Raw genomic sequence first — 21,668 nt, 5'->3', positions numbered from 1 at the left:
CCCTTTTTGATTATTTTGAATTTTTACATCAGACCCATGCGTTAGATGCACGCACTGATTTACCCTATTCCGCTTTTGATATCTGGCGATAACCAAAGGCAACACGGTGTATTTTTTTATTTTCATCTCTCAAGAAAGAAATTGCATATTTGGAATCTCTCATTGCAAACAAGAAGGTATCTTCACCGACTGGAGTAAGCGTGGTCGCCTCATTTTCCATTGATGCTTGAAGCTTGTCCTCTTCCAGGTAAAATTTAACGGCCATTCCTTCCGGAGAGGCAAACATACCTTCATATGCTTTTAACTCATCCAGAGAGAGAGGAATTTCTTCTACTTGAAGTTCTGTATCTTCTATGTCGCGTCCGAGATAGCTGGCAAAGGCACTGAATAATAATTTGGTGGACGGAACACCTCCCAGGTTAGCAAGTGCCGCTCCAGTTAACTTGAGTTCCGGAATGGTCCCGATGTGTGCAGCCACCCCTTTAATTGCCCCGCCGTGTTCTACAAACTTATAGCCTAAAAAGTCGGGATGGATCATGACACCATAACCATAATATTTGTTGAAATCACACTTAATGTAAGGGGTTGTCATCAGCTCCACGCTCTCAGGAGTCAGAATTTGAGCATTGCCAATTCTCCCTCCCGTGTGAAAGAGATCCGAATACTTCAGCATGTCAGCTACCGTTGATTTTAAGAACCCTGCAGCCCTCATCGGAGGAGCGTCCCACGGATTATTGGACTCAAACACAACAGTCTCTTCGTCCTTTTTGCGCGAATGATACAAAATTGCTATATCATCATATTCTCCAAGCTCTTCATACTGAAAAACCGTATGATGCATTCCGGCGGGGTCTGTAATGTAATCCTTAATATACTGCTCGTAGGGGACTCCACTGACCCTTTCGATAATGGCACCAAGAAGGGCATATCCTTCATTCGAATAACTGAAAACCGTTCCCGGTTTGCCAAGCAAGGTAAAGGAATCTTTACTTAATGCATCCATAAGCTCTTCATACGTATCGATAACAGGAACTTTATCCAAAGGATTTTCAGCCGGCTGCTCTCCGCTCTCGGGCTTAGGGTCCCTTTCCATACTCTTTTTCATGGCTCCATACAACGTGGCTAATGGAGGAAGCCCAGAAGTATGAGTCAGAAAGTGGTGTATCGTCATTTCCTTTGTATAAAGGTCGTTGGGTGTTTGGAACTCAGGCAAATAATTTACAACAGGATCATGAACAGACAGCTTTCCTTGATCATGCAGCTGAAGAACAGCTACTGCTGTTATTTGCTTGTTAACCGAACCTATACCAAACACCGTATCTTTTGATAAAGGAAGCTTCTCGTTGACATTCCGGTAGCCAATCCCTTTTTCAAATACAATCTTCTCCTCTTTCCCCAATGCCATAAAGATTCCTGGAACGTGATACTTTTGAGCGAGATTTTCACTATACGAATCAAAATCATTCAATACTTTCATGTCATTTGCCATCCGAAATCACTCCTTGTTTAATGGGTAATACTATAAAAACTGACTATTCTGACTAATTTTGCCGCAATTCATGCTATGTTAGAAAACACTTTCAGCCTCTGTCACTCTTGTTCTCGAGAACATAATAATGAACGGGCTCTTTCTGTCTGAGAAGACCAACGACTCTGTAATCCTTTTCCAGCAGGCTGAGCATTTTGTTCCGCACATGCAGCCTCCACTCCAGGGCAAGGTTGAAATTCTCTTGTTTTATGCGTTCGATGTCAGCAGGAACGGGCACTAAATAACCCTGTTCATCAATTGCAGCATGGTTCAAAGTTTCAGGAACAGGATGGCTCCCGGTAGTGGTCCAAGACAGTTTTCGATACTGCTGCCACACCTTTTCTTTTTCAGAAATCCTCAGGTTGTCGGACACCCTTTCACTGCCTATGTCCCACTCCAATAAAAAGCGATCCGTTGGGAAGCCCGTATTGATCTTGTCCTTCATCTCTCCGTAGTAAGACACTTTGTAATGATCAACATAGCCTCCAAGCTTGTTCAAGTTAAGATGCGCGTTTCTCGTCTGCAGAGGATCATACGTCCAAATAATCTTCTCGTATCCAGCCTGCTTTGCCCACAATCTCTGCTGAAGCTTCAGCTGAAGTCCGATGCCGTTGTTCCGCTGACTTGGGAGGATTCCCATCATGTGCGAATAGAGATATAGATTATGACTTTGATAGCCTGGGAATCCGTAGCAAAATCCTGCGAGCTCATCATCCAGGTAGGCGCCAATGACAGAACCTCCGCTCTGGATCGAAGCAAATAATTGGGGGACCTCGGTTACAGCTTCTTTTCCCCAAATTAATTTTTGAAGGCTGACCACCGTTTCCAGTTCTTTAACCCTAGTAATATTCTTATATTTAATTGCAGAAGTCACTAAAGCTCCACTCCATCATTTATTTATGCAATGACAAACTCTTCTTCGTTTACGGCATACTTCCTCACACGTTCTTCCATTACTTCATAGCCAATCCCAGGTCCTGAAGGCACAGTAATCATGCCGGGCTTGCTGAAGGAAATCTCAGGCTCAACAATATCTTCGCTCCAGTAACGATTGGATGGAGAAGTGTCTCCCGGGATAACGAAGTTACTTAGCGAAGTGATGGCCAGGTTATGAGCCCGTCCCACTCCGGCCTCCAGCATTCCTCCGCACCAAACCGGAATCCCCTGCTCACTACAGTAATCATGAATGCGAATGGCTTCTGTAAGCCCTCCGACACGCCCTATCTTAATATTGATAATTTTGCAGCTTCCCAGTTGAAGAGCTTTCCTGGCATCCTCGAGCGTATGAATGCTTTCATCCAAACAAACCGGTGTAACGAGCTGGGACTGCAATATCGCCTGGTCGACGATATCATCATGTGCGAGTGGCTGTTCAATCATCATGAGATTAAATTCGTCAAGCTGCTTCAGAATGTCCAAATCTTTAAGCGTATAGGCGGAATTCGCATCTGCCATGAGAGGAACCTGATCGCCGAAATGGTCCCTGATGGCTTTGATCGGCACAATGTCCCAGTCCGGTTTAATCTTCACTTTTATTTTTTTATAGCCATCCGTCAGAAATTGATCGACTTTCCGGAGCAATTCATCCACGCTGGATTCAATCCCGATGCTCACCCCGACTTCCACTTCGGTTTTCGTTCCCCCAAGCGCCTGGGCTAAAGAAATATTCTTTTGTTTGGCATAGAGATCCCAAACCGCCCCCTCAATCGCTGATTTGGCCATATTATTTCTTCTGATGCCAGAAAAAGCCTTCAGAAGCTCTTTCGGATGCTGAATCGCACTATTTTTGACAATAGGAATGAGAAATTCCTTTAACATGTACTTTACGGTTTCTGTGGTTTCCTCATTATAGATGGGGTACGGCATGGCAACACTCTCTCCAAAACCCGTCTTTCCTCCTCCTTCAACGGAAACAAGAAGAAAATTCTTTAGTTCCACACCGCCAAAACTCGTTTCAAATCTCGACTTTAATGGAATCTGTAATTGTGTGAGGCTTACTCTTTCAATGTTCAATTAATCACCTTCTCGACTGTTATGGGATGCGGCGTAAGAATGAAATAAGTGGCTGGATTCGCGGTATTTATTTAACTGCTTTTGAACATTGCTCTTATCTTGCTTCATGATCCCGGTTACGAACAAATTTAATATGGAAAAGATCGTCGGCATTCCTTTAATGGATGAGGGCTCGGGTGTCGTGACTTTAATCAGGTAATCTGCTGAGCCAGCCACTGGAGAAAGTTCACTGTCCGTTAAGGCAAATACTTTAGCTCCTTTACTTTTGGCGGCTTTGACAAAAGAAATGGTTTCGGTTGCATATCTTGGAAAGGAGAAGGCGATCACCAGATGCTCTTCATTCAAATCAGAAAGGATGTAATGGGCATCATCCACTTCTCCCCGGTAAAGAATGGTGTTTCCCTTGACCACATTTAACGTGTAGGACAACCAATGCGCCGGAGCAAAGGACGTTCTCAAGCCAACGACCACCACTCGTTTTGCCTTAATGATTGCATTTACAATCTGGATATATTGTTCATGGTCAAATTCCTCGAGTGTCCGCTGGATGGACAGGAGATCCTGGTTCATTTCGGTATGGGCCGTTTCACTTAATGCCGTTTCTGCATCTGTCATCCGGTTAGCAAACTTGTTCAGAGCATCTTTATCCTTATGAATCAACAGTTCAGTGCGGACGTTTTCCTGCAAATCCGCATAACCGTCATAGCCAATGGCGTAGCAAAAGCGAATGATCGTCGTTTCGCTTGCCCCAATCTCTGTGCCAAGCTCTTTAGCGGTCTGAAGAACAACTCTCTTGGGATCATCCAGAATCTGTTTTGCGACTTTCTTTTGAAGCTTGGTCAGGTTTTCATAATGTGTTTTTATGAGTTCTTTCAGGGATGACATCGGTTCCCTCCTTGGGTTAATATGCAGCCGCGCCTTTTAACCGTTCATTCAATGGATAGATAAAATCATCCACTCTCCGGTATGGAAGTGAAGTAAAGTCTATGGTCGATAAGCCTGGAGAATCTACCGTTATAATTTCATTTGTCAGCTTTTCAAAACACGCTCTGAAGTGAACGCTGGACTTTAATGCCACAATCTTGTATCCCGTGACATCGATGCCATGCAGCTTGTAAATTTCGTCATCCAGAACCTGAGTTTTAACAGAGCTGACAATGATATCCACATTATTTACCTGGAGGCGTACCGTTTTTCCCAGATTTTCCTTGCGGCCGGTCCAAAGCGGGGAAGTATACGTAAATTGTCCGTCAGTCAGGCATTTTACATAAGCGGTCAGGAGAATGGGATCTCCATGCAGTTCATCGGTCTTTCCACCTAACATGAGGGCAATCTCATTCCCCACACCCGCTTCAAATGCCCGTTCCACGGCCTCCGGGTCAAATATACAGGCAAAGCAAATTTTTTCGTCTTTTATGGTAAGCAGCTCTTTTAACAAATGCGTCCCATCCCCCGGAGTTCCGCCCCCCGGATTATCCGATGTCTCATTGATCACCACCATGGATGCATGAGATTTCAGCGCTTCCTTAATGCCTTCCTTCGGTCCAATTGTATGCTGCATAAAGCATTCCCTCATGTCCCATATCTTTTCTGCAATGGCCGTTGCCGCCTCTTCCGCCAATTTAAGGTTGTTATGAGTGGTTGCTACAACAGAGACGCCAATCTGGGGAAGATCCGTATAGGGAAATCCGTGATAGAATGTGCAATCCACTACATCCTTCAACGCTTCCCATTCTCTGGTGCAGTCATTAATGTCCTTTACCGGAGAAAAATGAGTTGCTGATGTGGGAATGACGAGCGGCACATTGATGAGATGCATAGCAGGAACTAGGTTTCCCTTGACGATCTCAACAGCAAGATCCACTGCTTCTTGTCCAATTTCGTAGCAGTCGATATGAGGATAATGGTTGTTTCCGACGATGGCATCTGCTTCCTGTACCATCAGCGGGGTAACATTCGCATGAAGGTCCAGAGTAACGACCAACGGAATTTTATACCCTGCCGCTTTTCTCACAGCGGAAAGAATTTCGCCTTCAAGATCGTCATGATTTTCAACCACGCCTGCTCCATGCAGGCACAGCACAATCGCGTCATATTCATCTGCCGCAGAAAGAGGACGAAGAAGTTCATCTTTAAGGATTTCATAGGTTTCTTCCGTGATCAGCCCTGTAGGGTAAGCCGATGCACTGAAGGTCGGAACTGCCACATGTCCCAGCTCTTCAATCCGGTCGATGACTCCTCCCATAAATCCTCTGACTCCTCGGTTTTTCAGCAGAATGGCTTCCCCCAGGTCCCACTCCCATTTTTTAAAAGAATCGACTGTGGTTTTTATATTGGAAAACGTGTTTGTTTCGTGCAGGACTTGTCCAACTAAAATTTTCATAACCTCACCCCAACCCGGCATTGTTGTATTTAAATATTCGATGAAAGTTCATCCCAGCCAACAAAGCAAGATCACTTTCGGCATAACCCCGCTTCAGGATTTCATTCATGAGGCCATCCAGATTTTGATGTCCCTTTATCACATCAAACGGAATCCGGGGCATCTTAAGCAAATCCTCCCGGGAGATGTATTTCATGACACTGTCACAGAAGTCAAAACCAAAGCCGACATGCTCTATTCCGGCAAGTTGAATCAGGTATTCAATATGGTCCGCCAGGGCAGTTGGTGTACTTTTGGCATCTTCGGAATGAACCAGCATGGACACCGCATTTACCCCAATGACTCCTTTTTTCCCCGCGATCTCTTTAATCTGGTGATCCGTAAGATTCCGCATCGTAGGGCAAAGTGCTCTGGCGTTGGAATGAGAAGCAATAAGCGGTTTTTGAGCGACCTCCAGGACATCATAGAATCCCTCATCATTTATATGGCTGACATCAATCGTAATGCCCAGCTTCTCAGCTTCCTCTATGAGCTCGATGCCGAAAGAGGTCAGTCCTCCTTTTTTCCCTTCGCGAACCTCCTGGAAATGACTTCCGTCGCCAGCTTCATTTCGTCTGCTCCAAACAAGCCCCAGATTTCTTACCCCAAGCTCGTAGAAGATGTGAAGAAGACTCAGGTCTGTGCCAATTGGCTCAGCCCCCTCCAGCGACAGAAGAAACCCGATCTTGCCGGTCTCATACGCTTGCAGCATATCGCTGTCGTTCAAACAGATCATTAATTTATCCGGTGACTCCTTTACTTCCTGATACAGACAGCTGATTTGATTTAAGGCCTTTTGGAGAGCGGAATAAGGGACGAACTGGCTGTCCACAAAAACAGCAGCCACTATCACATGGATTCCTCCCTTTCTGAACGCTTCCAGGTATTCGCGTTCAATGACCCTTCTTGCTCCCTTTTCACGCTTCAATTGCACATCCATCAGCAAATCAAAATGAGCGTCAAGAACGAAGCGTTTGCGTTTTGGATATACTTCCGCTTGATTTTTCAAATCATACCTCCCAAAAAGCATTTTCTAGAACCTCATTGTGCCTGAGGCTTGAATGGATAGCAGCATAAGCGCCAGTAAGACTCTCGTGCCTTTGATAAGATCATCCGTAATATAGCGGACAGTACGCGGATCAACCCATTCCACTTGGGGGATATAACTCGCGATAGAGGCCATATTGGTATGTTTAAACTCAATATCGATCGTATAAGAAGATTGTTTTTCCACCGGTTTGACAGCTTTGCAATTCTCTACAGCCTTTCGGGCATCAGACTTGATTAGCTCTCTCGCTATTTTAGGATGGAGACATTGTGCAGTGAAGGCACCAATCCCCCGTTTGACCTCCGTTGTTATAATGCCTGGAAAATTCCGCCTGGCATCGGCACAGGTCTGGCTGTCTCCTGTCAGGAGAACGACCGGCACGTTCAGTTCTCCGGCAACGGCGGCATTATAGTCCCCCTCACTCACTTCCCTGCCATTCAAATACAGCCTTTGAATACTGCTCCCAAGGAATGTGTGATTTAAAATGGCGTCCTTTTCACCGGCTTTTCCGTGGTAGCCGACAAAAAATACAGCATCGAACGAGTCATCCAGCCCTTCCATCATCAGCAAAGGCTTATAAAAGCCCCGCACGACTTCTGCTTTTGGATGCAGCTCTTCCGGCAAGAGATTCCTCATTGGTCCATGTGATTCGTTTACGACGATTTGGGTGGCTCCGCCTTCAAGCGCCCCTTCAATCGCAGCGTTTACATCCTTTGTAAAAAGTTTTCTGCAATATTCATACGTTCTTCCATTTGGAAGAATATCCTCAATGTCCGTGATTCCTGATATTCCTTCCATATCAGCCGAAATAAATACTTTCATCCCATCACCCCTGTCCCCATTAACTGTTGCTGCTTGAATGTAACGCTTTAAAAATCACATTGATTAAAATTCCTGTTCCTGCTTCCAGTGCCTGATGATCAAACGTCATGTTCGGATGATGGAGACCTGGCGCAAGATCACAGCCCAGGCCGAGCATCGTGGCTTTAATATGGGGCCGTTTAATCGTGTAGTAATGGAAGTCATCCCCTCCAGAAGTTATAATGGACGGCTTCAGGTTTTCTCTTCCAATCACCTCGATAATCGCTTCTTCCATCAGACGCTGGGCGTCCTCATGATTTTGCGCCGCGGCTATTTTAGCTTTGTCATTCAGAATCACTTTTACGTGGTAAAGTGACTCAACAGCGCGGATTCTATGCTTTAAAGTAACCAAAAGACTCTCCATCAGCTCATTGGTCTGAGCCCGGACATCAAGGCCGAACCGCGCGCATCCCGGGATGATATTTGAACTGGTGCCTCCCGCATGAAAGGATGTCATCTTGATCGAATGAGGAATCATCGGATCAGCGTGAATGCTTTGAAGAGCCTGGACGATTGCAGCTCCGACTTCAATCGCATTCACTCCAAGATGCGGCCTTGCGGAATGGGCATCTTCACCTATAATTTCACCTTCGACAAAAGCTCCTGCTCCATGCAAAATGGAGGGACTCGCTTTTCCGTTGGCTAATTCCTGGATCGGCCTGAGGTGGACCCCAAACAAATAATCCACATCATCAACGATCCCCTGGTCAACGAGTGCCAAAGCGCCGGTCCCCTTTTCTTCGGCAGGCTGAAAAATAAATCGAACCGTTCCCTTGAGCTTTTCTTTATGCGCGCTGAGCGCACTGACGGCTCCAAGCACCATGGCCATGTGTGCGTCATGGCCGCATGAATGGTTGGCTTGAAAGCAGCCGTTTACCTCCTGCCAGAGCGCATCCATATCTGCACGAATCGCAACAACCGGTTTCCCGCTGCCAATCTCTCCAACCACGCCTGTTATTCCATTTAATGTTTTAACCCTGCATCCATTCTCAATGAGCCGGTTTCTAATGTACTCCGTGGTGCCTACTTCTTCCCAGCTGATTTCCGGATGGCTATGCAAATAACGGAACGCATGATTGACTTCCTTTACGATGTTAGCGTTTAAGAACATCTGTCCACCATCCTCGCTAAGAAGTTAATGCTTCTTAAAATATATATAAGAAGTTTTAACTTCACTTAATTACATAAAGAATAAATCAAAAGTCCTATAAATTCAACAAAAATTCTAAATATTTTTAGATTTACATGATTATTTACTCATTGACAAAAATAAAATCATATATTAATTCGAAATCGAAAAGCGCGAAGAAAAAGCAACACCCGAAATTCCAAAAAAATCAGGTGTTGCGAATGACATGAAACATTACAAGTTCGGATTGATAATTTTAGCGATGAGGGCAGCAGCTTCCTGACGCTTCATGCTTTGTTTGGAATGATAATTGACGGAACCATCTTTTTCAGGCTGGACATCCGGCCCGTACAAATGATTGGCAACAATCGTTTTGACGGCTTCAACCGCCCATGGATCCGTATCTCCAACCAACTTGGCTTCGCCTTTTGGCACTCCTTTAGTTGCCAGGAGGCGGTACGCGAAAGTGGCTGCTTCCTGCCGGCTGATCTGACGGTCTGGATAGAAGCGCTTCGACTGATCAGGAGTAATGATGCCGAGCTCAACAGCGAATTGAACATAGGAACCATACTTGTGGCCAGCTGTATCGGTAAAAACGCCCGGGTTCTGGGACCCCTTATAGGTAATTGATTTAAGCATCATCGCAATAAATTCCGCTTGGGATAAAGTCTCCTTCCCGCCAAAGGTATGACCTCTCTTGCCTTCAGCTGATCCTAAGATTTGCAGTGTGCGGATATATTTCGCATAAGGATCGGACACAGGAACGTCTTTAAAGGATTTGATGTTTAACTTTTCACTGTAGCGGGCTCTCGTCACATCTTTAACGTAATCAATTTTTCCGTTCTTCTCCCTGAACACAAGGTATTTTCCAGAAGAGGGTTCTTTGAAAACTAAGGGCTTTACCTGACGGAATGTCCTTGGCGGGCTTTCGTAATAGGTGATGTTGAGAACACCATTTCCAGCAGCTTTAATCTCAGAGACATTGGTTTTGCCCCGCAGATCACGATATACCCCTTCAAACTTAGCCAGTTTCTTGGCACTTGATTTTAAATACATTTCCTTTACGGCTTTGCTTGGATAATACTTGTTCATGAAGGCCCGGTAAAATTCTTCACGCGGTCCTCCGTTCGTGTTATTGGCGATAAATACACCGACTTTTTTCTGCGGAAGGAGCCACATGTACGAGCTGAATCCTGGTGCGTCTCCTGCTTTGGAGACAACCCTTTCCTTTGATGGTGAAAAGTAGGGTGCTTCAAATCCATACGTTGTGTCCCTAAAGCCCGGGGAAATCTGTTGTTTAAAAACGTGCATCATGTCCGCTGTTCGCTTGCTGATGACAGATATCCCCTTATAATTGCCCCCATTCAGCTGCATCATCATGAATTTCGCCATATCTGAACCGGTAGAGAATGCTCCTCCGTTTGGCAGGTTGGATGGCTTTACAGCATACAATCCTACAGGCTTACCGTCAGGGCTGTATCCTGCAGCTAATTGAGGGACAATGCTCTCCTGAAAAACAGATGTCGTGTTCTTCATTTGCAACGGAGTGAAAATAGTTTTCTTCATGTAATCTTCATAGCGCTGACCAGATACTTTTTCCACGATATAGCCTTGAAGCAGGCTGGCAAAGTTATCGTACATATAGGAAGTGCCAGGCTTACGGACGACCGGCGGAAAATTGTTTTTGATATATTGTTTTAACGGATAATATGTTTTAAGATCTCCATGAATATCATCGATGTTAGGGTCACGGCTCTCAAAGCCCGTATTATGAAGAAGCAAATTTTTCACTTGGACCGGCTCAGTGTACGGGTTTTTAAATTTCATTTCAGGAATGTATTTTCTAATATCATCGTTCAGGTTGAATTTCCCCTCGTCAACGAGCTTCATTAACGCTGTGGCGGTTAATGACTTCGTTACCGACCCAATCCGGAATAGCGTTTGGTCCGGATTTACCGGAAGCTTCTTTTCCGTATCCCTGACTCCGTACCCCTTATTCAGCAGGACCTTTTCTCCTTGTACGACGGTAACGACAAGGCCAGGGTACATTTTCTTAATATCTTTACGGTTGAAAAATTGATCAGCAAACGCTGTCAGATCTTTTTTGTTGAGTGGAGCCACTTTTGCAGCCTGTACCTTTGCCCCTGAATCATGCGGCGCGGCTTTCGTGCCACAGCCCGTGATCAGTAAGGAGACGGCTACTACTCCTGTGAGAATACTCGAATATTTTTTCACGTTGTTCAGCCTTCTTTTATTATTCATTACATATCCATCACATTAATTTTTCTAACAGCCAGAAAAGCAGCGATAAGGCCAATTATGCTTAAAGAAACAAGAACCGGAATGCTGCCGCCAAGCTGGGTCAATAACAGAATGACCAGGATGGCTGTCGTTACAAGGGTCGCCGGCACGGAAAACTTTCTAATGCCGATATACATCGGAAGCAAAGCCATTCCCCCAATAATCAAGCCATCGATCAGCACTTGCATGAAAAACTTTGACAGCGTGGAAAGATCAAACGGCCCCGAAACAAATCCTACGGCTGGATTTACAAGAATGACAACAGCTCCACAAATCACGTTCGACAAAACAATGGTAAGGAAACCGAAGGCAAAAACCATAACAGACTTGTACAGCATGACTTTACTTCTTGTCACAGGATACATAAACATGAGGGACATCGTTTTGTTTCTCCCCTCATCAATGATGAGCCGGACAAGCAATACTCCTGTAAACATCAGCATCGTCGGCCGGATGAAAGAATGGATGGCTGCCAATAGCGTGGTGTAATCCGGAAACGCAATAACGCGATTGGATTTTTCGGCAAAGAAAATAACTGTAATGAGCGCTAAAATGACAATATTGGCACTGATCACACCGCGGATTAAACCTTTTAACCGGTGCTTTTTCATCTCCAGCTTCATGAAATTAAACATGCAAAGCACCTCCGCTCATTTTCTCCATAAAAAATTGTTCCAAAGAATAAGCTGATTTATAAACGCTGTTCACCTGAATATCATGGTTGACGAGCACTTTGGTAATTTCGTGCTCGGATACCGGCGAGTTCTTTATTTGAAGTTGTTTTTCATTTGTGATCTCAAAGTCATGAATCGCTAATTGTTCTTTAAGGACGATGGCTGCTGCGTTGGCATTGTTGGTTTCCACCACAATACTGCCAGAGCTTTTTGCATGCAGAGCACTCATGGTAATCTCCTCTACCAATGCCCCGTTTCGAATAATACCCACTGTATCTGCGATCAGTTCGATCTCGCCAAGAATATGGCTTGAGATGAAGAGCGTCATGCCATATTGCTTCTGAAGCGTTTTAAACACTTGTCTCATATCCTTAATCGCAACAGGATCAAGGCCATTGATCGGTTCATCCAGCAAAAGAAGCTCAGGCTTTGTAACGATTGCCCTGGCAAGGCCGAGCCTTTGCTTCATCCCTAATGAAAAGGCACTCACCCGCTTTTTCCCTGCATCCTGCAGTCCAACGAGCTCGAGCGACTCGTTAATAGATGAGTCGTCACGGAAGCCCATGTAATCACAATGCAGCTGAAGTGTTTCCTTCGCTGTAAGATGACCGTATAAAGTTGGGTACTCAATAATGCTTCCGATTTTGGACATCACGTGAACCGAATCACGCGTGAAGCGCTCACCAAACAGGTGGATCTCTCCTGATGTTGGCCTCACCAGGTTGGTGATCATCTTCATAATTGTCGTTTTCCCCGCACCGTTTTGCCCGAGAAAACCGTATATCTCACCTTTTTTCACTTTCATGCTGACATCTGACACAACTTGCTTCTCACCGTATTGTTTCGTGAGGTGGGCCGTTTCAATAATGTATGTCATAAATTCCTCCTCATTTCGCTTTCTATGGCCATCTTATCAATCCAAAATCACGGGAATGAAGTGGGGAAAGTAACGAATAAGTCACGTGGTTTTACACCATCCCCTGCCTTCATATGACAGGCAAATGACAAACTTCACTATCGAATGATGACTAAAACTTTATAAGATAAATATGCCCTATGTTATCTGATGCTACTAAGAGCGCCGAACTGGAACGATAGTGTTAGGGGGTATGCAAATTTACTATATAAAAGGAGACTACGGTATGAAGATTATGGAGGGAGTCTTGCTGGCGGCTGCCAGTCTGCTCGTCATTTTTGTTATTTTATCGAGGGGAAGAGGCCGGGGATTGACGTACCTTTCTTATGGAGCCGTTCTGCTGGCCTTCGTGCAGATCGCCGTGGAATCTTTCCGGTGGCAGATGATTCCCGCTTATGTATTATGTTTCTTTTTGGCATGGGGATCGCTGCCTTTAAATAAAAACAGAGAAAAAAAGCCAGGTAAAACGGCAAGAGTATTTTTTATAGCCGGTATGGTTCTTTGGGTGATTCTTCTTTGGCTCCCTCCCCTTCTTGTTCCCATGGTGTCCTGGGATAAGGCCGCGGGAAAATATGAGGTGGGCACGGTTGTAAAGTATTGGAGTGACAAGAGCCGAACTGAAACACTCGGCGAACGAAAAGGGAAAGCGAGAGAGCTTCCTGTGCAGATCTGGTATCCTGCCAATCAGAATCAAGGCGTTGTCAGGAAGGCTCCCTATATCTTCGGACTGAACGCTGCCGGCGGTGAAATGCAAAGAAAATATAACATCCCAACCTTCCTTTTTTCTTATTTAGAAAATGTGAGCACCTATTCGGAATTAAAAGCGAAGCCGGCTTCAGGACAATTTCCTGTCGTTCTTTTCTCGCACGGCTTTCCTGCTTCCCGATTTAATTACACGTATCTGGCCGAAGAAATGGCGAGTCATGGTTATGTTGTCGTTGCCATGGAACATACGTATCATTCTTTGATCACGACACTCGGGGATGGACGGGCTGCTTCCCTTGTGAAAACTCCTTCCCCCGTCCAATTGAATGCCTGGGACAAAATTATTGATAATATTTGGTCTCGTGACACGTCCTTTATTTTAGATCAGCTGGAGAAGGTTCAGGCCGGAACCATCCAAACTCCATTGAAGGAAAAACTTGATCTTACACGAATTGCTGTGGCCGGCCACTCATTCGGAGGCGCGAATGCAGCGGATTCCCTTATGAAAGATTCACGAATAAAAATTGGGGCAAACCTGGACGGCACCTTTTTTGGAAGCCAACTTCAAAACAACAAGCTGACCAAACCATTTCTTTACGTGACGACCAAGCCAATTGATCATGAAAAAGATATCGATATGCCTCCCCAAAAACAGCTGAATGATATGAACATGTCAAAAGAACAATTTAAACACTACGCCCATGAAATCAAAAAACGGGAAGAACATGCTCTGCAAAAGAACACTGATCACATGGTAATAAAGGATGCCAAACATTTAAGCTTCAGTGACATATACCTTTATTCACCTGTATTGGGTCCCTCTCCTGAGGCTCTCCACGAAAAGGTCCGCAGCAGCATGGTGGCATTTTTAGATACAAACTTTAAGAAATAGACGTTGGCGTACATTGCCAGAGTCTTTTTTTATGTAGTAACTTATAGAACTTTATACCCAGGTAGACTGAACCAATCATTGTCTTGTACAATAAAATTACCTGGTATTACCCAGTCATATTAATGGAGATACAGCACTTTGGGACATACTTAAAAACGAGCCTTTGAAAAGGAGGGTTCTATGAACAGAACAAGAAAAGACTGGGTTTGGATTGATTGGTTTGTGGTCTGCTTACGTTTTGTCAGCTTTATCATTGCGATGACCAATTCCTTTGAGGAACCCTACCTAAAGCATGTCGATCTTATTTTTTCATGGTCATTATTAGCTTTTGCTCTTCCGCAGCTGTTTTACATTCCAAATAATATTCGGCCGGCAGGCTATATCATTTCTGAAATGCTCATGAGCGGAGGACTGACGCTCTATCTGCTGCTTATCCATCCGGAATCGATTGCCTATCTCAGTATCCCCATACTCGTGGTGAGCTACGTTGCCATGAGGCACAGGAAGTACCTGATAACCGGAATTTTCTTTATAGCGATCCTATTATTTTTAATTTTCTTTATGCAGTATCCGTTCGAGCGGTTTTTCGGATCGGTGTTAAATTTGCTTCTTTTCAGTGTGTTCGGCAGTGTCTTCGGAGTGTTCCTCAATCAGAAGATGCAATTATCCCGATTCATTGCCATTGTGGAGCAAAGAAACAAGGAGCTTGAAAACTACGTTCAGCAAATCGAAAAGTTAACGATATTAGAAGAGAGAAACCGTATTTCCAAAGACCTTCATGATATTGTAGGCCATTCCATGACCGCTTCCATTATGGGCATGGAAGCCATCTATTCCCTGATAGAACGCAAACCGGAAATGGCCAAAGAACGATTGGAGAGCTTGATTAAATATAATAAGGAAGGGCTGCTGGACTTTAGAAAGATCGTTCATGCCATGGCGATCTCCGAGCTCAACCAGCCCTTGGAAAAATTACTGGAAAGCACCATTCATCAGTTTCAGGAACAAACAGGTGTCGATGTCCATTTGGGCGTTAAGACGGGGGACTTCTCGATTTCCAACCAAAAGAAAATTGTTTATCTCCGCTTTTTGCAGGAAGGATTGACGAACGCGATCCGCCACGGGCGAGCCTCCTCCATTCATGTTGAACTCCTGCGAACAGATCTTTCTTTAATTTTGAAAATCCGGGACAATGGAGTTGGACTGGAAATCAAAGAAATGGGGTTCGGATTAACCTCCATGAAAGAAAGAATTGAAGCATTAAGGGGAAGGTTAACGATTTCAGCCCATACCACAAAAGGAACCACGATCGAGTGTTCCGTTCATTTGGAGGATTTACAATGAGCAAAGACATTAGCGTTATGATTGTAGATGATCAGGAATTGATCCGTTCAAGCCTGGCCATCGTGTTAGAAGCAGAAGATGGAATCCAAATTGCGGGCACCGCCGAAAACGGAAAAGCCGCGATCGATTTAATTACTGAAACACAGCCTGATGTCGTTTTGATGGATATAAATATGCCGATTATGAATGGAATTGACGCAACCCTCAGGATTAAGGAAAAAGGAATACAGAGCAGGGTCATCATTTTGACGACCTTCCAAGAGATGGAGTACGTCATTAATGCCCTTCAAGCAGGAGCTGATGGCTACCTGCTGAAAGCCATCGACACGAAAGACCTTGTTGCCGGAATCAAGTTGGTTCACCGGGTCGGAACGTTGATCACTCAGGACCTTGCCAAGCTGCTCTTTAAGGAGCATGTGCAAAACCAATCCATCAGCCAGGCAGAAGAAAGACAGGAAAAATATCGTCTCAGCAAAAGAGAAAAAGAAATTCTCGAGTGTCTCGCCAACGGCCTGACCAATCAGGACATTTCGGATAAATTATATCTATCCGTGGGAACGGTAAAAAACTACGTATCCAAGCTGTACGCGAAGCTCGACGTGGCAAACCGCATCGAGGCCATCCAGAAAGCCAGCAAGGAAAACCTGATATAGCACACTTTGTTACTTAATGGTGACTTAAGTTTCTATGATTAGTGATTTTTTACAGTTATTTTTATGTAAAAACACTGGAGTTGGGTACATACCATGAAAATTGAACCTCCTCATTGTCATAGTTGCCTCGAATGCCAGACCTTATGGAAAGAACTCGAAAAGAAAAGAGAAATGATGATTGAAACCGGGATGCTTGAAGGATTCAGAAGTGAGAAGACCATCAAGACAAGCACCGAGCTTGATGAACTGTTAAATCAATTAACCGCACATTATCTTTCCGTTGTTGAGAAACGCTAAACCGGTGAATCCTCATAAAAAAACTTCTGCCGTGCAAATCAGCAGAAGTTTCCGGCTTATTTTGTGCATTGCAAAAAGAATTTCAGCTTTTTACGGGACCATAAAGACAGTACTAAAAAGAGAGCGCAAAAAATGAGGGAAACCGGTAGATCGAGCCAATAGGGCAGATGCATACCAGGAAGCATTTCCATGTGCAGTTCTTTCCATCCGAACGTTTTCAATAGCCCTCCGGCCAGCACTACTGCAGAACAGATTGCCAATCCTAGAGACAGAACGGTTAATACCGGAATGGCAAACAGCAAGGTAACTGACCTGGCCGCGGTTACTCCACTCTTTTTCCATAATGGCGTACGTTGTTGAGGTTCAGCCATGGGTTCCCACCTGCTTTCGTTACTTTTTTGACAATGGATGTTGGATGTACCTCACAATGTTCTCCATATCGCAATTCCCCAACCACGCACCGGGCTCCGATCCTCACCACATTTCCTTCCACCGAATCCGCAGCAACAGCTTCCATTTCAATGGTGTCTCCCTTTACCTGATAACATTTCGAGCGTCTTCCCCAGCCCCTTTTGCTAAGTGCTCCACTTTTTATGGAAATGTTCCTCGCACACAGCATGCCACCAATGGTTAAAACCCCCTTGGAGAAAAATTGTTCGTTTACTGCTGCATGCCCATCTATTTTCATAAAACCTTTGGAGTCTACAGTAAAGGCTTCGAGTTCCCTCGATTTAAAGTGACCTCTGTTTTTAAGATGATTGATGCTTGTTTTGCCCCCGACTGTGAACACACCGGATACATACGCATTAGCCGCTTGAAGCCCCTTCAGAAAGCATCCGTGTCCTGCGACCTTAACCTTTTCGGCTATCACGTTTTCTTTGTACTTTTTTTGGCCCAAAATGATCACATCATTCACTTTCTTCAACTCCGTTTACCAGACGGTGCATTTGTTCTACAAAACAGCAGTAAGCCTCGATTTCCTTTTCAGGCAGCTGCATGTAATACTTTTCGATAATCCTTACATCCGCTTTTTCCGTGTCTGAAAGCAGGGTCCTTCCCTTTTCACCAAGAGAGACAAACGTTTCTCTGCGGTTAGAAACATTCACTTCCCGCATCAAATAGCCCTCTCCCTCCAACTTTCGAATCGCCTGGCTGGCTGCACTCGCAGATGCATTTAAAAATCGGGCAATATCATTCATGGTTGTCTGTTTATTTCGCTGAATGAACTGAAGGAGATTCAATTGTTTGGATGTCAGCTCATACTCCTCCATTAATTCCTGATATTCCTTTAAAAAGACAGCTGAAATTTCTTCTGATTTCCGTTTCGCCTGCAGCAATCGTTCTTTAGAATTCACATTTTCACTCCTTAAACTGTTAAGTTATCTTAACTATTAAGTTAAATTAAAATTTTAAAAGCGTCAATTGTAATGTTTTCCATAAAATCATTTGAGATCTCACCGGGCAAAAAAAAGAAACTGCCGGGCATCCCGGAGGTTTCGTCAGGTTCATTCTAAAAATGACTCAAATGCTCATGAATCAACTTCCACTCGCCCTCTTCTTCTCTAACAAACACATTGGTCGCTCTGCCGCTGCCTTGAACGAATTTGCCTTCTGCATAGCCCTCATAGTTATACGTATAGATGCAAGTAGCCGCGTGTTGATCGACAGCAAGCCATTGAACGTTTGATGCCCAATACACTTCCTCTTTCACAGTGTTCCATGCGGATTCAAAATAACGCTGAATTTCCTCACTGGTTGTACAGTTTTTCCCTGAAAACCAGTACACAGCGTGCGGGTGCAGCAACTTCTTCACATTTTTAAAATCATGCGTATTTGTAGCATCAATATAATGTTCCAGTATTTCAGAATGATTCATTGCAGACTCCTCCTGTTTTGTAAGCCACCAGAAAACGGGTTTATTTTAATAGGTCTATTTTCCTATCACTTTCGCAAAATATTATAGCGTATCCTTCTCTGAATGAATATCGAAATTATTTGAAAAATCCTCGTAAACAAATTCATATAATTACCTGTGAAAACTATTGTAAGATGTATGTACCATTAGTTCAGGAGGGTTCTACATGTTAGTCGTTCGAACAGCGAAGGAATCTGAATTTGAGTTCCTTCAGGAGCAAAGGATCAAAGCCTATTCACAGTATGAAAAAGATGTACCTGCAGCGCATTTAGAGGTATTAATAAAGGCGATTTCTGCCGATGTCAGCATGGAGCAGGAAGCGGAATATTTGGTAGCAGAATGGAACGGGGAGGTTGCCGGGAGTATCGTAGTCTTCCCGCCGGAGAGCGATGCTTATGGCGGATTGACTGATATTTCAACATTACCGGAAATAAGAATGCTTGTGGTCGAGCCTTCTTTTCGGAAACAGGGGATTGGAAAAGCGCTCGTTGAAGAATGCCTTGCAAGAACCAAAGCCAAAGGTTATCCTGCTGTTGGTTTACATACAGCAGATTTTATGCAAAGCGCGGTTAAGCTTTATGAGGGGATGGGCTTCAAGCGTTTACCGCAGCTGGACTTTTCTCCGCTTGACGATGGAATTGTGGTAAAGGCGTTTCAATATACGCTATAACAGGATATCTGACACCCGGCGCACTATAACTCTAGTGCGCTTCCTTTAATTCGGGTGCGGATCACTTTGTTTTCTTTGCTCATGGTTTCAGAAACAATAATACTCGGCCGCCCCATAGCAATTCCCTGGATTATTATGTAACTGTTCCAACCATCCGTTAAAGGCGATAATACGTTATGCTTGGTTAAATAGGCACCTAATGCACAGGCAGCCACACCCGTCGCCGGATCCTCGTTATACCCCGCTCTTTTGGGAAATTGGCGCGCCTGTACACTTTGCTCCGATTTTTGGTCAATCGCAAAAGGATAAAAGCCGGTCGTATTATATTCATCACATAACTTCCAAAGGGCTTCATAATCAGGCGCAAGACGATTAAGTGTTTCAACGCTTTTTAACGGAACGATTAACTTATAACGAGACGCAGAAACGGATTGAACAGGAAAATCCCCGATCTCTTCCTTTTCAATACGCAGAGCTTTACATACTTCTTGTACCGAAGGATTTTCCTCCATAAATTTTGGGGTGAATTGTTCCACCGTAACGGCGATGTCCGAACCTTTTACTTCCCACTCCACATTTACAGGCCCGAGCAGGGTCTCCAACGTAATCGGCGAATGTTTGATCAATCCCCGTTTAACAAGAACGGTGGTGCTTCCTATCGTTGCATGGATGCACATTTCCATCTCATGAAGCGGAACAAAGAAACGGAACTTCACATCACAATCCGAACGAGTGGGTTTCAGCACAAAGGCTGTTTCATGTGCAAATTTCTTTGTCATCCTTTGCATTTCCTCTGTTGTCAGTTCGTCTGCATCTAATACCACAGGACAAGGATTTCCTCCACCTTCTTCTAAAGAAAATACGGTTGTTTGTATGACTTCGTATGACAAATTGTTTCCCTCCCTACTCGGTTCATTTATGATCTATATCTGGTTGGCCTCATTATCTTTAATGCTGTACATAGCGGCTTTATAACTTATGACCTCCAAATGCTTTAAATCCTCGTTAATTTTATTTTGAACCTTTGCTTTATGCTGCATCATTATTTCCTTTCTTTGCGATAGAGTCTCATCACCCAATTCATATAATTCAAGGTATCGCTTTATCTCGGAAATAGGCATACCAGTCGATCTTAACGTGCGGATGAAAGACAAATTCCTAATATTTTCATCGCTGTATACTCTGTGTCCTTTGGAATCACGGGAAATGTTTTTTAATAGTCCTTCCTTTTCGTAATATCTAAGCGTATTTGCCGTCACATTTACATGTTCCTCAATATATTTGATTGAATAGGACATCTAACTTCCCCCTTTCTAGTTATAGTAACAATAAGCTAAGTGCAATAAAAAGAAAAGGATAAACCTGAAAACCCTTATTTGACCGTGCTTTTTCGGATAGACAATTTAAACTTGCCTTGCAGTTACTATAACAAGATATCCTTGAATAGAACTCAATATTTATAGAGCAGGAGGAATTATCATGGTAAACATTAAAGACAAGGTTGTTGTTATTACAGGCGGAAGCAGCGGTATGGGAAGAACCACCGCAGCTTTATTGGCGGAACGAGGCGCGAAAGTGGTGGTTGGTGCACGAAGAAAAGGACAGCTTAAAGAATTAGTCACTGCCATTACATCCACTGGCGGATCAGCCATTTATCAGGTGACGGATGTGACAATTCGCAGCGATGTAGAAAGATTGGTCAAATGTGCTGTTGAATCTTATGGCAAAGTGGATGTCATCATAAATAATGCTGGTGTTATGCCTATTTCTCCCCTTGATGATCTGCGGGTCGAAGACTGGGAGAAAATGATCGATGTCAATATTAAAGGGGTTCTGTATGGCATAGCAGCAGCACTGCCTGTCTTCCGCAAGCAGGGCACCGGCCATTTTATCAATATTGCATCAACAGCAGGACATAAAACCGTACCCAGTCAATCCGTCTATTCCGCTACAAAGTATGCTGTTCGTGCCCTCTCAGAGGGGTTGCGGCAAGAGGCAGGTGACAAGCTGCGGGTCACGATTATTTCTCCTGGCATGACACTGACAAGCGGCGCGGAATCTATAACAAATCCGACGGCGAAAGACAGACTCAAAGAGCTCCAAAAAATCGCAATGCCTCCTGAAGCCATCGCACGGGCGATAGCGTTTGCGATTGAACAGCCAGCAGATATTGATGTCAATGAGATGATTGTCCGTCCAACTGCCCAGGCATAAGATTCCCCTTTCTTAATTCTATAAAAAACAAGTAAGCCTGCCATCTATTCTTTTAATAGATAGCAGGCTTGTATTCTCACATTCTA

The 21,668-nt window shown here is 44.2% G+C and carries 23 protein-coding genes; 6 read left to right on the top strand and 17 right to left on the bottom strand.

What is annotated here, in order from left to right; all coding sequences use genetic code 11:
- Positions 1-64 precede the first annotated feature (64 nt).
- From QYB97_RS06110 to QYB97_RS06060, 11 genes are all read right to left on the bottom strand, one after another.
- Positions 65-1,489 carry a serine hydrolase domain-containing protein gene (locus QYB97_RS06110; RefSeq protein WP_301165093.1) on the bottom strand — a complete coding sequence of 475 codons (1,425 nt, stop codon included), beginning with the start codon at positions 1,487-1,489 and terminating at the stop codon, positions 65-67.
- Positions 1,490-1,580: 91 nt separating this feature from the next.
- Positions 1,581-2,402, bottom strand: coding sequence for a GNAT family N-acetyltransferase (locus QYB97_RS06105; RefSeq protein WP_301165092.1), 822 nt, complete (start codon positions 2,400-2,402; stop codon positions 1,581-1,583).
- Between the two features lie 23 nt (positions 2,403-2,425).
- Positions 2,426-3,541, bottom strand: a complete 1,116-nt coding sequence (gene menC, locus QYB97_RS06100) for an o-succinylbenzoate synthase (protein ID WP_301165091.1) — start codon at positions 3,539-3,541, stop codon at positions 2,426-2,428.
- Positions 3,542-4,426 carry a MurR/RpiR family transcriptional regulator gene (locus QYB97_RS06095; RefSeq protein ID WP_301165090.1) on the bottom strand — a complete coding sequence of 295 codons (885 nt, stop codon included), beginning with the start codon at positions 4,424-4,426 and terminating at the stop codon, positions 3,542-3,544.
- A 16-nt stretch (positions 4,427-4,442) separates the two neighbouring features.
- Positions 4,443-5,924, bottom strand: a complete 1,482-nt coding sequence (locus tag QYB97_RS06090; protein ID WP_301165089.1) for a M81 family metallopeptidase — start codon at positions 5,922-5,924, stop codon at positions 4,443-4,445.
- A gap of 4 nt (positions 5,925-5,928) precedes the next feature.
- Positions 5,929-6,972: a dipeptidase gene (locus QYB97_RS06085; protein WP_301165088.1), complete on the bottom strand. Its 1,044-nt coding sequence runs from the start codon at positions 6,970-6,972 to the stop codon at positions 5,929-5,931.
- A gap of 24 nt (positions 6,973-6,996) precedes the next feature.
- Entirely contained in the window at positions 6,997-7,833 is an 837-nt protein-coding gene (locus QYB97_RS06080) for a M55 family metallopeptidase (RefSeq protein ID WP_301165087.1), read from the bottom strand.
- Between the two features lie 19 nt (positions 7,834-7,852).
- A complete protein-coding gene (locus QYB97_RS06075) occupies positions 7,853-8,983 on the bottom strand; it encodes a M20 peptidase aminoacylase family protein (protein ID WP_301165086.1) in 1,131 nt (376 codons plus the stop codon).
- Positions 8,984-9,235: 252 nt separating this feature from the next.
- Positions 9,236-11,263 carry a serine hydrolase domain-containing protein gene (locus QYB97_RS06070; protein ID WP_301165085.1) on the bottom strand — a complete coding sequence of 676 codons (2,028 nt, stop codon included), beginning with the start codon at positions 11,261-11,263 and terminating at the stop codon, positions 9,236-9,238.
- Positions 11,263-11,937, bottom strand: coding sequence for a hypothetical protein (locus QYB97_RS06065; protein WP_301165084.1), 675 nt, complete (start codon positions 11,935-11,937; stop codon positions 11,263-11,265). The genes QYB97_RS06070 and QYB97_RS06065 overlap by 1 nt, the downstream gene beginning before the upstream one ends.
- Positions 11,930-12,853, bottom strand: coding sequence for an ABC transporter ATP-binding protein (locus QYB97_RS06060; RefSeq protein ID WP_301165083.1), 924 nt, complete (start codon positions 12,851-12,853; stop codon positions 11,930-11,932). Before QYB97_RS06060 ends, QYB97_RS06065 begins: the two co-directional genes overlap by 8 nt.
- Positions 12,854-13,118: 265 nt before the next feature.
- On the opposite strand from QYB97_RS06060, the gene QYB97_RS06055 reads away from it, so the two are divergent.
- The 4 genes from QYB97_RS06055 (at position 13,119) to QYB97_RS06040 (ending at position 16,783) form a co-directional block, all read left to right on the top strand.
- Positions 13,119-14,489 carry an alpha/beta hydrolase family protein gene (locus tag QYB97_RS06055; protein WP_301165082.1) on the top strand — a complete coding sequence of 457 codons (1,371 nt, stop codon included), beginning with the start codon at positions 13,119-13,121 and terminating at the stop codon, positions 14,487-14,489.
- A gap of 180 nt (positions 14,490-14,669) precedes the next feature.
- The gene (locus tag QYB97_RS06050; RefSeq protein ID WP_301165081.1) at positions 14,670-15,833 is read left to right on the top strand and encodes a sensor histidine kinase; all 1,164 of its coding nucleotides are present in this window, start codon (positions 14,670-14,672) and stop codon (positions 15,831-15,833) included.
- On the top strand, positions 15,830-16,486 hold the full coding sequence (locus QYB97_RS06045) for a response regulator transcription factor (protein ID WP_301165080.1): 657 nt from the start codon (positions 15,830-15,832) through the stop codon (positions 16,484-16,486). The genes QYB97_RS06050 and QYB97_RS06045 overlap by 4 nt, the downstream gene beginning before the upstream one ends.
- A gap of 93 nt (positions 16,487-16,579) precedes the next feature.
- A complete protein-coding gene (locus QYB97_RS06040) occupies positions 16,580-16,783 on the top strand; it encodes an aspartyl-phosphate phosphatase Spo0E family protein (RefSeq protein ID WP_301165079.1) in 204 nt (67 codons plus the stop codon).
- Between the two features lie 56 nt (positions 16,784-16,839).
- Here QYB97_RS06040 and QYB97_RS06035 read toward each other — a convergent pair whose 3' ends face one another.
- The 4 genes from QYB97_RS06035 to QYB97_RS06020 all read right to left on the bottom strand — a co-directional run bounded on the left by QYB97_RS06035 (position 16,840) and on the right by QYB97_RS06020 (position 18,659).
- Positions 16,840-17,154, bottom strand: coding sequence for a hypothetical protein (locus QYB97_RS06035; RefSeq protein ID WP_301165078.1), 315 nt, complete (start codon positions 17,152-17,154; stop codon positions 16,840-16,842).
- A complete protein-coding gene (locus tag QYB97_RS06030; RefSeq protein WP_301165077.1) occupies positions 17,106-17,699 on the bottom strand; it encodes a hypothetical protein in 594 nt (197 codons plus the stop codon). Before QYB97_RS06030 ends, QYB97_RS06035 begins: the two co-directional genes overlap by 49 nt.
- A complete protein-coding gene (locus QYB97_RS06025) occupies positions 17,692-18,138 on the bottom strand; it encodes a MarR family winged helix-turn-helix transcriptional regulator (RefSeq protein ID WP_301165076.1) in 447 nt (148 codons plus the stop codon). Before QYB97_RS06025 ends, QYB97_RS06030 begins: the two co-directional genes overlap by 8 nt.
- Before the next feature lie 155 nt (positions 18,139-18,293).
- The gene (locus QYB97_RS06020; RefSeq protein WP_301165075.1) at positions 18,294-18,659 is read right to left on the bottom strand and encodes a YybH family protein; all 366 of its coding nucleotides are present in this window, start codon (positions 18,657-18,659) and stop codon (positions 18,294-18,296) included.
- 205 nt (positions 18,660-18,864) lie between these two features.
- Here QYB97_RS06020 and QYB97_RS06015 point away from each other — a divergent pair, with 205 nt between their 5' ends.
- Entirely contained in the window at positions 18,865-19,368 is a 504-nt protein-coding gene (locus QYB97_RS06015; protein ID WP_301165074.1) for a GNAT family N-acetyltransferase, read from the top strand.
- A gap of 23 nt (positions 19,369-19,391) precedes the next feature.
- Here QYB97_RS06015 and QYB97_RS06010 read toward each other — a convergent pair whose 3' ends face one another.
- Together QYB97_RS06010 and QYB97_RS06005 are read right to left on the bottom strand one after the other, a co-directional pair.
- Positions 19,392-20,258, bottom strand: a complete 867-nt coding sequence (locus QYB97_RS06010; RefSeq protein WP_301165073.1) for a PhzF family phenazine biosynthesis protein — start codon at positions 20,256-20,258, stop codon at positions 19,392-19,394.
- A gap of 33 nt (positions 20,259-20,291) precedes the next feature.
- Positions 20,292-20,666 (bottom strand): MerR family transcriptional regulator, encoded by a 375-nt coding sequence (locus QYB97_RS06005; RefSeq protein ID WP_301165072.1) that lies wholly within the window; start codon positions 20,664-20,666, stop codon positions 20,292-20,294.
- Positions 20,667-20,847: 181 nt separating this feature from the next.
- Here QYB97_RS06005 and QYB97_RS06000 point away from each other — a divergent pair, with 181 nt between their 5' ends.
- Positions 20,848-21,582, top strand: a complete 735-nt coding sequence (locus tag QYB97_RS06000) for an SDR family oxidoreductase (RefSeq protein WP_301165071.1) — start codon at positions 20,848-20,850, stop codon at positions 21,580-21,582.
- The last annotated feature ends 86 nt before the right edge of the window (positions 21,583-21,668 follow it).

This window comes from Fictibacillus fluitans (genome assembly GCF_030418125.1).
Taxonomy (GTDB): Bacteria; Bacillota; Bacilli; order Bacillales; family Fictibacillaceae; genus Fictibacillus_C; species Fictibacillus_C fluitans.
This window is presented reverse-complemented; position numbering and strand designations above follow the sequence as displayed.